The sequence below is a fragment of the Halomonas sp. DP3Y7-2 genome, assembly GCF_019800795.1.
Lineage (GTDB): Bacteria > Pseudomonadota > Gammaproteobacteria > Pseudomonadales > Halomonadaceae > Halomonas > Halomonas litopenaei_A.
In genome coordinates, this window is record NZ_JAHVKJ010000010.1 from 282,554 (window position 1) to 295,259 (window position 12,706).

The window sequence follows — 12,706 nt, forward strand, 5'->3', positions numbered from 1 at the left end:
AACGATTACATTTGTGGCTGTGTCTCTTCATAACAACGAGCAAGGTGATACATGAAAGATATCTACGGAGCTGGTGTCAAAGATAGCTATGACTATGTCGTCATCGGCTCCGGCTCTGCTGGCAATGTTATAGCTGCCCGCTTGGCGGAAGGTGGAAGTCGTTCAGTTCTGCTGTTGGAAGCTGGCCCCAAGGACTCCCATATTCATATCCGGATGCCTGCGGCTCTCGGGTTTCCGCTAATGGATGAGCGTTTCAACTGGAACCTAACGTCCGAAGAAGAGACGTCGCTGAATCACCGAAAAATTGTTGAAGCTCGTGGACGGGTTCTGGGTGGGTGTTCGTCTATCAATGGCATGAACTGGGTTCGTGGCAATCCGGCTGACTACGATGGTTGGGCGAAAATTCCAGGGTTGGAACATTGGAGCTATGCGGATTGCCTGCCCTATTTCAAAAAGTCGGAAACCTTCGATAAGGGTGAAAATTCGTATCGTGGTAGCTCTGGGCCCATGCATATCGAGACCTGCAAAGCAGACAATCCGCTTTATCATGCATTTCTCGAGGCGGGTGTCCAGGCCGGCTATGAGCGGGTTGACGACCACAATGCCTTCCGTCAAGAGGGGGTACATGTCACGCAGAGGAATGTGCACAAGGGCATTCGCTGGAGCACATCACAGGCATACCTGCATAATCAGGAGCGGAAAGCCAACCTACAGGTGTGCGAGCGCTCCGTAGTATCGAAAATCGAGTTCGAGGGCGAAAGAGCCGTAGCGGTCCATTTCGACTGGAAAGATCAACCCCAGGTTATCGGCGTCGAGAGTGAGGTTGTGCTTTGTGCTGGCGCACTGCATTCGCCGCAGATTCTGATGCTCTCCGGTATTGGCGATAGGGATGACTTGGCTAAGCATGGTATTGGCAGCGTTGTTCACCTGCCGGGCGTAGGGCGTGGACTAAAAGACCACGTAGCTGCCCCTGTACAGTATCGTGCCACTCTCAACGTATCTATTGCCAAGGAATTGACGTTACTTGGAAAGCTAAAGATTGGTCTGTTATGGAAGGCGTTCAAAAAAGGATTGGGAGCAACAAATTTCTTCGAAGTGGGGGCGTTTGTACGTACCAACGAAAAAGAAGTTATCCCCAATGTTCAATTCGAATTTATACCAATGCTGGGCGAATTTCAGCATGGTAGCGTGAAGCTCGAAAATGGTTTTCAATATTTCTTCAGTTTGATGCGGCCAACCAGTGAGGGACAAGTGTGGTTGTCCAGTGCTGACTATAAGGATGCTCCAAAGTTTGTATTTAACTATCTGGCAACCGAAAAGGATCGCCGCGATGCAATTGATGCGGTGCGCAGTATTCGGCACGTAATTGCCCAGACGGCATGGGATAAGCTGCGTGGTGAGGAAGTGATGCCAGGAAAGGAGGTTGAGACTGACGACCAGATTCTGGCGTTTCTCAAGGAAACAGCTGGTACGAACTATCACCCTTGCTGTACTTGCCGTATGGGTTCGGACGAGAACAGTGTTGTTGACGGGGAGGGGCGTGTGCATGGCGTAGCGAATCTTCGTGTCGTCGATGCGTCAATCATGCCAGAAATCGTCAGTGGCAATCTTAATGCTCCCGTTATCATGATGGCTGAAAAAATAGCCGATGCGATCAAGGGGGAAGCCGCTCTTACGAAAAGCGAGGCAAACTACTACAAGATTTGCTCCGATGTTAACGATGATAAGATTCAGCTGGGAAGTCATAAATAAATGAAATGAATCATATCTAACAAAGATAAGGATGACGATATGAATATAAGGTCTATCGCAAAAAGTTCGGTCTACGCAACGACCGCTATCTTTTTCACCAATGGTTTGGTGTTGGGAATGTGGGCAACCAACATTCCGGCTATCAGCAAGACGCTGGGGTTAACAGATGGCCAGTTAGGGGCTGCACTAAGCATGTTCGCTGTCGGCACCATGCTCATGATCTTTCTGGCTGGTAGCGTCGCTAACAAGATGGGAAGCCGGGCAGCTATCGTGCTTGGAGGAATCGCACTTTCGATGGCATTGCCTGCGCTGGTTTTTTCGCCATCTTACGAAATTTTCTTCCTGATACTTCTGATGTTCGGTGTCGCCAATAGCATTATTGATGTTTCCATGAATACTCATGGCTCTATCATAGAAGCAAAGAATAAACGTCCATATATGTCCTCTTTCCATGCTGCGTTTAGCTTTGGCGGTATGGCAGGGGCTGGACTTGTATCTCTGCTGAATAGTCTCGGCATCGGCGCAGTGGGTAATATGGTGACTGCCGCTACGTTGATGGGGGTAGTGACTCTTGCTAGCGCTGCGCCGTTGCTGCATTTGCGCCCCGAGGAAGCGACGGAACGCGAGAAGAAACGAGTTCTTGTGCGCCCTAATCCTTACATCTTGTTAATTGCTGGTCTGACAGTGTTGGCGCTGTTCACTGAAAGTACGATGATCAACTGGAGTTCAAAGTTCTTGACCGATGTGGCATCGACCGATACCAGTATCGCTGCATTTGCCTTCGGCGGCTTCAGTTTCGCCATGGGGGTAGGGCGACTTATTGGTAATCGCCTGGTGCGTAGATACGGCCACGACAAGGTGTTGGCGTGGTCCGGGTTCATCGCCGCTTTTGGCTGTGCGCTGGCATTGCTGGTTCCAACGATGGTTGTCGCCATCCTTGGCTTTATGCTGGTAGGACTGGGGCTGGCAAATGCGACTCCGATTCTCTACAGCTGCGCCGGCCGAGCGTTCCCTGCTGCGCCCAGTCTAGGCCTGGCCATGAACGGAACGATTGGATATCTCGGCTTTCTGGTGGGGCCGCCGATCATCGGCTTTGCCTCCGACCGATTTGGCCTTCAGTACACCATGGTGTTGCCGTTGGTTGGCATGCTGGTAGTCGGGCTTGTCGCAATGGGGCGGCGAATCGACAAACAGGCGCTACAGCACTCGCAGCCTATGTAAACGTATACATTAGGCTGCATTGGTGTGGCCTTGCCAGGGGATAGAAATGTCAGAACGTGTCGAATTCAGCGTAGGTGATGTCAGCGCGATAAGTCAGGGTGAGGGCGAGGTTGTGCTGCTCATCTCTGGGCTTGGCGGCGAAGGTCACTTTTGGCTGCCTGTCATGCGACATCTTAGCGATGTTTACAGGGTCATCAGCTTTGACCATCCAGGTGTAGCGAGAAGCCGCTCTCGTGGGGTGCAACGAATTGATGAGATTTGCCGCGTAGCACTCGACATTCTCGATCAGGAGGGTGTTGGACGTGCACATGTGGTGGGCCACTCCACTGGCTCGCTGGTAGCTCAGGCGTTGGGTCTAGATCAACCTGAGCGTATTCAGAGCCTGGTGCTCAGCAGTGGCTGGTCTCGCACTGATCGCCGCTTCCGGAAACTTTTCGAGCTTCGAAAGCAAGTACTTAAGGATTCTGGGGGGCAGGCGTATCGGACGCTGGGCAACCTGCTGGCCTTTCCTTCTGCGCTATATAGCCAGTTCGATTTTCCTCCCGCTAACTTTTCTGACTCACAAGTGGAAGTGATGTTGGCTCGGATCGATATGTTGCTGGGGTATTCCCGACATGACGAGCTGGGCGAGCTGAATGCTCCGACGCTCGTTGTTGGGGCAGAGGATGATTGGATTGTTCCTTTTCACCACGCCGAGGAGCTTGCGGGTGCTATAGGTGGTGCCAGGCTCGAGACGCTCAATGGCGGTCACTTCACACCAAAAACTCGTCCCGAAGCGTACGCCACGCTTCTCGAGAGCTTTTTCCGAGGATGTGCATGAGTCAAGTAGACGCCGGAAGAATCGCCTTTATCGGCATGGGGGCGATGGGAAAGAAAGTGCTTACATCGCTTAAGCACAAGCTTCCTTATCACGAGTTCGCCTATCTGGTTGCCGAAGATCGAGTGGTGACGCTTGAGGATGAAGTCCTCGCTCAGGGCTTTGGAAGCGCTAAAGACCTCATCGACTGGCAGCCCGATTTGGTCGTCGAGTGTGCCGGGCATGGAGCTGTGGAGACCGTAGTGCCACAGCTGCTTGAGCAGGGTATCGATGTGGTGATCGCTTCCATCGGAGCACTGGTCGATGATGCGCTTTACGCCAAGCTCAAACGTACGGCCATGCGGGGGAATGCGCGGATAACCCTGATCTCTGGCGCTATCGGAGGTCTAGATGCCTTGCGTTGTGCGCTGCTATCGGAGCTGACTAGCATTGTCTATGAAGGACGAAAACCACCGCACGCGTGGCGTGGCACTCCTGCAGAGCGGCTTTGCGACTTGGATCAACTGACCGGTGCGAAGGTGTTCTTCGAGGGTACCGCACGCGAGGCGGCGCGAGAGTATCCCAAGAATGCCAACGTCACTGCTGCCGTCGCGTTATCGGGGCTGGGGTTCGACCACACTTCGGTAAAATTAATCGCTGACCCTGCCGTTAGTCAAAACTCTCATACACTGCACGTCAGTGGGGCATTTGGCGAGTTCTCGATCGTTTTGAAGAACAACCCCCTACCCGATAACAAGCGCACCTCCTGGCTTGCTGCACTCAGCGTCGAGGAGGCGGTACTCAAGTCTATCGACACCATTACGTTCTGAAATTCGGGCGATCTTCTATGTGAATCCGGTTTCAAAACGGTCAATTGTCGAGTGTCGCGAAGAGCGCGACTGTCTAACTATAAGTGAGGTGGTGAAATGCGAGTCAAAGATAAGGTTGTACTTGTTACTGGTGCTGGTGCTGGTATTGGCGCGGCGACGGCCGTTCGGCTAGCGGAAGAAGGTGCGAAGGTTGTCGTTACTGACATCAACGAGTCTATGGCGAGGCAGGTCGCTGAAAGTATTGGTGATCGTGCACTGGGCTTGAAGTTGGACGTGTCGATCGGAGCGGAGGTCAAGGCAGTAATTCAGCAGGCAATCGAGCACTTCGGGTCGTTACATGTCCTCGTCAATAACGCAGGTTTCGGTATTCTTGGCACTGTGGTTGATACTGAGGAAGAGGACTGGGATCGCTTGATGGATGTCGACCTCAAGGGTGTCTACCTTTGCTCTAAGTACGCCATTCCCGAAATTATCCGCGCCGGAGGTGGTGCGATTGTCAACGTCGCTTCCAATATCGCCGTAGTAGGCATCAAGGAGCGCGCCGCCTATGTCGCCTCTAAAGGTGGAGTGGCTGCATTGACCCGCGCGATGGCCCTCGACCACGCCAAGGACAATATTCGCGTCAATAGCGTCGCTCCAGGCGTTATCAACTCGAGCTACTACGAAGAGATGATGAAGAAAGTTGATGACCCCGTAGCATTCAGAAAGGGCCTCGAGGCTCGCTCACCCCTTAATAAGATGGGTGAGCCTATCGACATCGCCAATATGATCCTATTCCTCGCTTCCGACGAGTCCGGGTTCGCGACGGGATCGATGTTTACCATTGACGGTGGCTTCACCGCGGGGTGAGTTATGATTCATGAGCTTCGCCAGTACACACTGACAAGACAGAACTGGGAGAGCTATTGGAGGCTCTTTAACGATGTATGCATGCCGATCAGGAAGCATGATTTTGGCTTGCCAGTAGGCGCGTGGGAAGAGGTCTGTGGTGAAGGGGTGCGATTTTGGCACCTGTGGCAGTACGATTCCTTAGAGGATCGCCAAGCAAAGCGCGCCGAGCTAGGGCGGATTACTGAGTGGGGGCGCGACTTCATCAACCATGCTGTGCCTCTGATTGACAGCCAGGTGGTCCGAATCTTGTCGCCAAAGCGCATGCCGCCCGAAGGCATCGAGACCGCTACCAGGTGGGCGGCGATGCAGTGTCGTATTGGAGCGGCTGGTAAGGTCGCCGAGGAACTGGATGACGTTCTTTCGGCAGGTGCGGGACTCTGGACGGAAGAGTTCAGCAATCCAAATTGTGTCTGGGTGCTCAGCGCCGTAGACGAAGTCACGTCATCTGATGAAGCCGCTCACACGCAAACGAGCAGACAACTCAAGGCACTCTCTATCCCTTGTTAAGGTGCGCAATCCCTTGTCGAGGTGAGCAATCCCTTGCTGAGGCCGGCATCGCCATACAGATCGAGACGAATAGCCTTCAACAGAGCACAAGGAGATCGAATGAACTGGAGTCGCGTACTCAATATGGTGGGCTGCCATGCTGGCGGTGAGATTGGTCACGTGATCACTGGTGGTGTGGTGAATGTACCGGGCGATACTGTGTTCGCCAAAAAAATGCATCTACAGGATCATCTTGATCATATCCGCAAGCTTCTGCTGTTTGAACCGCGCGGAGGCGTGGTGCACAGCGTTAATGTGATCCTGCCGGCTACCGACTCTAGGGCGAGCTATGGCTACGTGATTATGGAATCCACTGAGTATCCGGCGATGTCCGGCTCGAACACTATCTGTGTGGCTACCGTGCTGCTCGAAACCGGCATGGTTCCGATGCATGAGCCAATGACTGATCTGGTTCTTGAGGCGCCTGCAGGTCTGATCAAGCTGCGTTGCGAGTGCGAAAACGGGAAGGTGAAGAGTGTACGCTTTGTCAACCAGCCGGCATTCGTGCATGCGTTGGATCGCCAGGTCGAAGTACCAGGTGTCGGCACCGTTACCGTCGATGTCGCCTATGGCGGTATGACCTATGCACTCGCAGATGCCCGGGCGTTGGGCTTCGAGATGGTACCCTCCGAGGCTCGTGACCTCTGTGTACTTGGTCAACAAATCAAAGAAGCCGCCGCGGAGCAGATTCCTACTTCGCATCCTGATAACGCTGACATCGCGGGAATCACGCAGACCTTGTTTGCTGGCCCTCTCTCGCGTGACAACGGTGTTCTCACTTCGAGAAACACGGTAATCGTGTCTCCTGGTCGTGTGGACCGCAGTCCGTGCGGTACTGGCACTTCCGCTCGCCTTGCGGTGCTGCATGCTCGAGGGCAGATCAAACCCGGCGAAAACTTCGTCCATGAGTCAATCATTGGTACGAAGTTCGACAGCCATATTGAGGCAACGACCCAAGTCGGGCGTTTCGATGCGGTGATTCCGAGCGTTGCTGGGCAGGCATGGATAACCAGTATGAGCCAGATTGGTCTCGACCCCACAGACCCATTCCCGGAGGGGTACACCCTATCCGACACTTGGCTAAAAACACTCTGACATCCTTCATGCATCAAGCGACGAGTATCGAATAGGAGGATACGTATGACACGCGAGTATAAGCACTGGATTAATGGTACCTGGGCAGTAGCAGACAGTGGACAGACGATTGAGCGCCACTCCCCCGCACATGGTGAACGGTTGGCAAGCTTCGCTGCCGGTAATGCCGTAGACGTCGACAAGGCAGTGGACGCCGCCTATCAGCTCTTCGATTCCCGAGCATGGAGCTCGGTACCGGCCAACGAAAAATCGAAGCTGCTACACCGCTGGGCAGACCTGATTGAGCGCGATACCGAGAAACTGGCGAGGATTGAGGCCGAGGAAGTCGGAAAGCCGATTATGTTCGCCCGTGGTGAAATTGCCGCTGGTATCGAGATGGTGCGCTACGCAGCATCGCTGGTCTGGCAGCTTCCTGGGGAGGTGCACAATCAGCTGGGTGATGACAAGTTAGGTCTTGTCACGCGGGAAGCCCGTGGTGTTGTGGCGATGATTGTGCCGTGGAACTTCCCCATGGTCACGCTTTTCCAGAAGCTACCTTACGCACTTGCGGCAGGTTGCTCGACAGTGATCAAACCGTCTGAGCTGACTTCCGGTACTGCGCTTGAGGTAGCGAAACTTTCCGAGGAAGCGGGGCTGCCTGCTGGTCTCATCAATGTCGTCACGGGCACTGGCTTGGACGTCGGGGACCGCCTGTCTTCCCACCCAAAGGTGGCGATGATCTCGTTCACAGGTTCGACGAGAGTCGGTAAGCAGATCGCTGCCAAGGCGGCAGATGATATGCGGCGGGTATCACTTGAGCTGGGTGGCAAGGCAGCAAACGTCGTTTTCGCAGATGCGGATCTCGACGCTGCGCTCGATGGTGTGCTGTTTGGCACGATTCTCAATCAGGGTGAAGAGTGCGTCGCAGGTACGCGTCTACTAATTGAGGAAAGCGTGGCTGATACGTTCGTCAGGCGTCTTGTCGAGCGTGCCAAGAAGGTGCAGATGGGGATGCCTCTTGATGAATCTTGCCAGTTGACGGCCATGATCCACGAAGGGCAGATGAATTCGGTACTCGACTATATCCGAGTCGGCAAGGAAGAGGGGGCGACCCTTGCCGTTGGCGGTGACCGCGTTGTCGACGGTGATTTCGGAAAGGGGTATTTCATTAATACCACCATCTTCACCGATGTTACCCCGGGTATGCGTATTTTCCGTGATGAGATCTTTGGCCCGGTGCTGACAGTGACCACCTTCAAGGACCAGGAAGAAGCGATTCGCTTGGCCAATGATACCGAGTACGGACTTGGTAACGGGCTCTGGACCAAGGATGTCGACAAGGCGATACAGGTATCTCAACGTCTGAAAAGTGGGACGGTGTTTGTCAATACCTATCTGGAAACTGCTGTGCAAATGCCGTTTGGCGGATTCAAGCAGAGTGGTATCGGACGTGAGAACGGTCTAGAGGGGCTTCTCGAGTTTACCGAGATCAAATCCACTTTTATCAAGATGAGCAAGCGCACGCCGGTACTGCCAAATACCGTCGACTGATTTGAGCCGGGGCGGCTATATTTGCCGCCCACTCTTTAAGGAAATTGAACATGTCCAGCAAACATGCAATAGCTGATAAGGATCTTGGTGATATTCGGGTTATTGGTCCTGAGGACGGTCGTGATTACTGGCAGCCGGTACCGGCGAACGGCCACATTTCGGTACGCATAGCTCCAGAGGACCTCAAGCTTGAAACCCCATTTAGTCTAGGAACGCAAACGCTTCCGCCGCAAAGCTACGTGCGTGAGCACTACCATCCTCACCATGATGAAGTTCTGCATTTTATCAAGGGGCATGGGATCGCCCGTGTAGACGGGAAGGAATATGAAGTGGTGCCGGGGACGACAATTTTCGTAGGTAAGAATCGTCGCCATATGTTCATTAATTATGATTGTGATGAACTGCATTGGCTCTGGTTTATTCAACCGAACGGGCTGGAACTATTTTTCCGTGATATCGGCCGTGAAAAGCGTCCAGGCCAGCCGACACCAGAACCGTTTGCTCGCCCGGAAAATGTCCTTGATATCGAAAAGACTACGGCGTTTGGCCCGCCGCTTGAAGATGCCTATGTTCCAAAGTTCTAACGTTAACCGTGAGCGCCAGCGATGCCGGCGCTCACGACGCATAGTGTTGTAGATTGCTGAAGTAATGATATCGCATTGTGTCGTGGTCCCATCAAGCAACGATACGACACTATTGTCTTAGTTGGCTTGAGCCAATGGTAGAGTCGCTGATAGCCATTGTCGACTCGCGCTTCATCAGCGGACTTGGGATGCATCGGGATGCAATGGGGAGACCATGTTCTAGGTGTTCTACCATCGCCAGAGCTGCGCTTCTTCCAATTTCGGCCACTGGTACAGACACGGTGGTCAGGGGCGGATTGAGTAGTGTTGAAAAATTAATGTCATCGAAACCTGTCACAGACAGTCGCTCGGGAACGTTAATATTCATTTCGCGACACGCTAGTAATACTCCAAAGGCGATGATATCACTATTGCAGATGCATGCGGTGACATCATTCCATCTACTAAACGCTTCCTTAAAGGCTGCTTTCGCGTCATCAATCGAATAGTCTTTATCGATTTCATGAACGATAGAGTGGCCATGTCGTTTCGTCGTGACATCTTGAAAGGCTTGTATACGATGTTGCTGTCGATCATTGCCACGAGTAGGACCAGATATCATCAATACTCGCTGATGATTGAGGTCATAGATATGGTTTGCTATCTGCTCGGCCGCTGTGTAATTATCAATGCCTATAGAAGGTATTTCGCCCTCACCCAAATAAGAATATAGAGATATTACGGGAATTTTGAAGTTTTTTAGATGATTCAATAATTCTTCATCATCGATTCGTCCAAAGACCAATAGCCCCTCGGCGCCTCGCTCAATAAGATGTCGTCCTCTGTCTGATAACTTTTTATTGTTAAATCCTGACGTTTCGAGTATCCCAACGTATCCCTTTTCTGAAAGCGTTTGCTGAATGCCATTGGCCGCTTCCGCGTAGATGGCGTCATCAAGCTTAGGAAGCATCGTGGCAATCATACGTGTGCGTCGGTGACGAAGGGCCCGTGCCGCGGCATTTGAATAATATCCCAATTGATTGGCGGCTTCTAACACACGTTGCCTTACTTCTTCATTCACGATGTCTGGTGTGTTGAAGGTTCGCGAGACCGTTGCCGTAGATACATTTGCTAGTGCTGCGACATCCTTGACTGATGGCTTCATTTCTTCGCTTCACGAGGTGACAATTTCTGCCAATGTAAACGATTTCTTCTTATGTATCAATCCTCCATATGTACAAGTGATGGTGCCGTATGCTGTTGTTTTGATTTACAGCAGTGTCTTGTATTTTCTATTACATCTTTGCGTCATATTGTCCATTGGCGTTATTTCACTGATAGCCATGACCATGGCACCACCTACTGTTGGTTTTAGAAAGTCACACACCTACTTAAGTCTAGGCGCACAGACCAGAGTAACGTCGCTGCTATCTTTGTTGGATGCTGACGTCTCTCTCGACTATTGAATTTCCAGCGGATTAAGCGTCAGCGCGTGCTTTCTCACGACTTCCAGCATGGCGGTGGCAGCGGCGGACTGTAACGAGCGCGCCGGTGTGATGATTCCCAGCGTGCGCGGAACGGTGGGGTGGGTCAGTGGGCGCCACTCGAGCCCCTCAGACGAGATTTGTTTAAAGCTGAGGGAGGGCAGGGCGGCGACGCCTTGTCCGGCTGCGACCATGCGTCCTGCTGTGCCGATCTGACTGACTTCGCACATGACGTCCATCTCCGCATCGAGGTGTTGCAACACCTCGTCGATGGCCTGCCGGGTGCTCGAAAGCCGGCTAAGGGCGATGACGGGATAGGCGATCAACTCCTCCCACTTCACCTCGTCCTGGTTCAGCAGGGGATGTCCATGGGGGCAGACCGCAACGAAGTGGTCGTCCACCAGCGATTCGAAATGTATGGCCTCTGCCCCGCTGGGCTTCACCGAAAAGCCGATATCCGCTCGCTGGTCCCTGACGAGTTCATCCACCTGGTTGGCCAGGACATCATGGACGTTGATGGCGATGTTGGGGTACTGCCGCCGGTAGTCCGCCAAGACGGCAGGGAGGAAGCCGGCCGCGAGGGTCGGAAGGGCGGCTAGCGTCACCTTGCCGCGTTCCTTGTTGAAGAGTTCGCCGATATCTCCCAGGGCCTCGTCCCAATCACTGATCAGGCGCCTTGCGATAGGCAGAAAATAGCGACCTTCCGGGGTCAGCTGGATCCCCCTGGGCGAGCGGTTGAAGAGCATGCCCCCGACCGACTCCTCAAGCTTGCGGATGGCAATGCTCAAGGCCGGTTGAGAGAGGTGCAGGCGTTCGGAGGCCTCTATGAAACTGCCGTGTTCTGCGACGGCCACAAACGCCTTCAACTGACGGATGGATGGTTGCATAAAAAAAGTAAAAGTCTCGTTCGTTTAAATATATTAGACAAATACCGGCTTTCTTTCCAAGGTGTGGAGGTCGCAAGACACTCGTCTACTGGACGCCAATAATAGATAACACCAGAGAGAGCTACGCCATGTCCTCATACAAGACGCCGCTGCTGGCTGCCATCCTCAGTGCCGGCCTGATGTCCGCTGCTGCCCAGGCGGAAGATCAGCTGCTTATCGGCTCCACCTCTACCTCCTCCAGCCAGTACGGCTATTTCGTGGCCGTCGGCCAGATCATCAACCAGAAAGTCGAAGGGGTTCGCGCATCGGTCGTCGAAACGGGAGCCACCGTCGACAATCTCCGCCGGATTCTTCGCGGCCAGCTCGATATGGGGCTTGTCACCACCAATGTGGGCTATCACGCCTACTCGGGCGAAGGTGAGTTTGCTGATCGGCCGGTAGATAACCGTCTGCTGTGGGTGTATTCAGCAGCCCCGCAGAATGTGGTCATGCGCGAGGATGCCGGGGTGTCGTCGTTGACCGACCTGAACGGAGTTGGTCTTAACCCAGGTATTACCGGGTCGGCTACCGAGGCGACAACGCTGGCCGTCATGGAGACCTTGGGCATCTCACCCGACTACGTGCGAGGCTCCACCACCGACGTCGTGGCCGGTGTGAAGGACAATCGCATCGCCGGTTACGTCAAGTCCGGGGTCGGCAACAAGCTCGACGGATCCTCCATGGACGTCGCCACCTTTACGCCGATTCAGGTGTTGTCACTGGACGAGGATCAGGCGAACACCCTGCGGGAGCAGATGCCTGACATCTCCGTGGTAGATATTCCAGAGGGCGCGGCCGAAGGTATGCCTGCCTACACCACCTGGAGCTTCGGCCTCGCCATGCATTCATCGCCGGACCTGGATGAGCAGATGGCGTATGACATCGTCAAGGCGGTCATGGAGAACCCAGATCCGCAGGTGAGCGCATTGGCCAACCTGGCGAATGTGGACATCGCCGAACTCACGTTGGAAAGCGGCACGGTTCCCTTCCATCCAGGCGCCGCTCGCTACTTCGAAGAGCAGGGCTACGAGATTCCTGACCACCTGCAGCCGGTGGAATAATCTCAGGAGCC

General features: G+C 53.6%; 12 protein-coding genes. 10 read left to right on the top strand and 2 right to left on the bottom strand.

Translation table 11 applies throughout. The annotated features are described in order from the left end of the window. Positions 1-51: 51 nt before the first annotated feature. The 9 genes from KUV45_RS13565 (at position 52) to KUV45_RS13605 (ending at position 9,245) form a co-directional block, all read left to right on the top strand. Positions 52-1,752, top strand: a complete 1,701-nt coding sequence (locus tag KUV45_RS13565) for a choline dehydrogenase (RefSeq protein WP_222161798.1) — start codon at positions 52-54, stop codon at positions 1,750-1,752. Positions 1,753-1,791: 39 nt separating this feature from the next. After that, positions 1,792-2,973, top strand: coding sequence for an MFS transporter (locus KUV45_RS13570; RefSeq protein WP_222161799.1), 1,182 nt, complete (start codon positions 1,792-1,794; stop codon positions 2,971-2,973). A gap of 46 nt (positions 2,974-3,019) precedes the next feature. Further along, positions 3,020-3,793, top strand: a complete 774-nt coding sequence (locus KUV45_RS13575; protein ID WP_222161800.1) for an alpha/beta fold hydrolase — start codon at positions 3,020-3,022, stop codon at positions 3,791-3,793. Then, on the top strand, positions 3,790-4,599 hold the full coding sequence (locus tag KUV45_RS13580) for an aspartate dehydrogenase (protein ID WP_222161801.1): 810 nt from the start codon (positions 3,790-3,792) through the stop codon (positions 4,597-4,599). The genes KUV45_RS13575 and KUV45_RS13580 overlap by 4 nt, the downstream gene beginning before the upstream one ends. 96 nt (positions 4,600-4,695) lie before the next feature. Then, the gene (locus KUV45_RS13585) at positions 4,696-5,448 is read left to right on the top strand and encodes an SDR family oxidoreductase (protein WP_222161802.1); all 753 of its coding nucleotides are present in this window, start codon (positions 4,696-4,698) and stop codon (positions 5,446-5,448) included. 3 nt (positions 5,449-5,451) lie between these two features. Continuing rightward, positions 5,452-5,997, top strand: coding sequence for an NIPSNAP family protein (locus tag KUV45_RS13590; RefSeq protein ID WP_222161803.1), 546 nt, complete (start codon positions 5,452-5,454; stop codon positions 5,995-5,997). 99 nt (positions 5,998-6,096) lie between these two features. Beyond that, positions 6,097-7,131, top strand: coding sequence for a proline racemase family protein (locus tag KUV45_RS13595; RefSeq protein ID WP_222161804.1), 1,035 nt, complete (start codon positions 6,097-6,099; stop codon positions 7,129-7,131). A 45-nt stretch (positions 7,132-7,176) separates the two neighbouring features. Next, positions 7,177-8,661 carry an aldehyde dehydrogenase family protein gene (locus KUV45_RS13600; RefSeq protein WP_222161805.1) on the top strand — a complete coding sequence of 495 codons (1,485 nt, stop codon included), beginning with the start codon at positions 7,177-7,179 and terminating at the stop codon, positions 8,659-8,661. Positions 8,662-8,711: 50 nt separating this feature from the next. Further along, positions 8,712-9,245, top strand: coding sequence for a cupin domain-containing protein (locus KUV45_RS13605; RefSeq protein WP_222161806.1), 534 nt, complete (start codon positions 8,712-8,714; stop codon positions 9,243-9,245). Between the two features lie 109 nt (positions 9,246-9,354). Here the strand turns inward: KUV45_RS13605 and KUV45_RS13610 are convergent, their stop codons facing one another. Further along, positions 9,355-10,389, bottom strand: coding sequence for a LacI family DNA-binding transcriptional regulator (locus KUV45_RS13610; protein WP_222161807.1), 1,035 nt, complete (start codon positions 10,387-10,389; stop codon positions 9,355-9,357). A 294-nt stretch (positions 10,390-10,683) separates the two neighbouring features. After that, complete coding sequence (locus KUV45_RS13615; RefSeq protein ID WP_206943107.1) at positions 10,684-11,595, bottom strand: LysR family transcriptional regulator; 912 nt, start codon at positions 11,593-11,595, stop codon at positions 10,684-10,686. 128 nt (positions 11,596-11,723) lie between these two features. Between KUV45_RS13615 and KUV45_RS13620 the strand changes: the two genes are divergently transcribed. Beyond that, the gene (locus KUV45_RS13620) at positions 11,724-12,695 is read left to right on the top strand and encodes a TAXI family TRAP transporter solute-binding subunit (protein ID WP_206943105.1); all 972 of its coding nucleotides are present in this window, start codon (positions 11,724-11,726) and stop codon (positions 12,693-12,695) included. Positions 12,696-12,706 lie beyond the last annotated feature (11 nt).

What these genes read in the sequence shown, in the direction of transcription:
- KUV45_RS13565 (WP_222161798.1), top strand. Translation starts at nt 52, where the DNA reads ATGAAAGATATCTACGGAGCTGGTGTCAAAGATAGCTATGACTATGTC.
- KUV45_RS13570 (WP_222161799.1), top strand. Translation starts at nt 1,792, where the DNA reads ATGAATATAAGGTCTATCGCAAAAAGTTCGGTCTACGCAACGACCGCT.
- KUV45_RS13575 (WP_222161800.1), top strand. Translation starts at nt 3,020, where the DNA reads ATGTCAGAACGTGTCGAATTCAGCGTAGGTGATGTCAGCGCGATAAGT.
- KUV45_RS13580 (WP_222161801.1), top strand. Translation starts at nt 3,790, where the DNA reads ATGAGTCAAGTAGACGCCGGAAGAATCGCCTTTATCGGCATGGGGGCG.
- KUV45_RS13585 (WP_222161802.1), top strand. Translation starts at nt 4,696, where the DNA reads ATGCGAGTCAAAGATAAGGTTGTACTTGTTACTGGTGCTGGTGCTGGT.
- KUV45_RS13590 (WP_222161803.1), top strand. Translation starts at nt 5,452, where the DNA reads ATGATTCATGAGCTTCGCCAGTACACACTGACAAGACAGAACTGGGAG.
- KUV45_RS13595 (WP_222161804.1), top strand. Translation starts at nt 6,097, where the DNA reads ATGAACTGGAGTCGCGTACTCAATATGGTGGGCTGCCATGCTGGCGGT.
- KUV45_RS13600 (WP_222161805.1), top strand. Translation starts at nt 7,177, where the DNA reads ATGACACGCGAGTATAAGCACTGGATTAATGGTACCTGGGCAGTAGCA.
- KUV45_RS13605 (WP_222161806.1), top strand. Translation starts at nt 8,712, where the DNA reads ATGTCCAGCAAACATGCAATAGCTGATAAGGATCTTGGTGATATTCGG.
- KUV45_RS13610 (WP_222161807.1), bottom strand. Translation starts at nt 10,389, where the DNA reads ATGAAGCCATCAGTCAAGGATGTCGCAGCACTAGCAAATGTATCTACG.
- KUV45_RS13615 (WP_206943107.1), bottom strand. Translation starts at nt 11,595, where the DNA reads ATGCAACCATCCATCCGTCAGTTGAAGGCGTTTGTGGCCGTCGCAGAA.
- KUV45_RS13620 (WP_206943105.1), top strand. Translation starts at nt 11,724, where the DNA reads ATGTCCTCATACAAGACGCCGCTGCTGGCTGCCATCCTCAGTGCCGGC.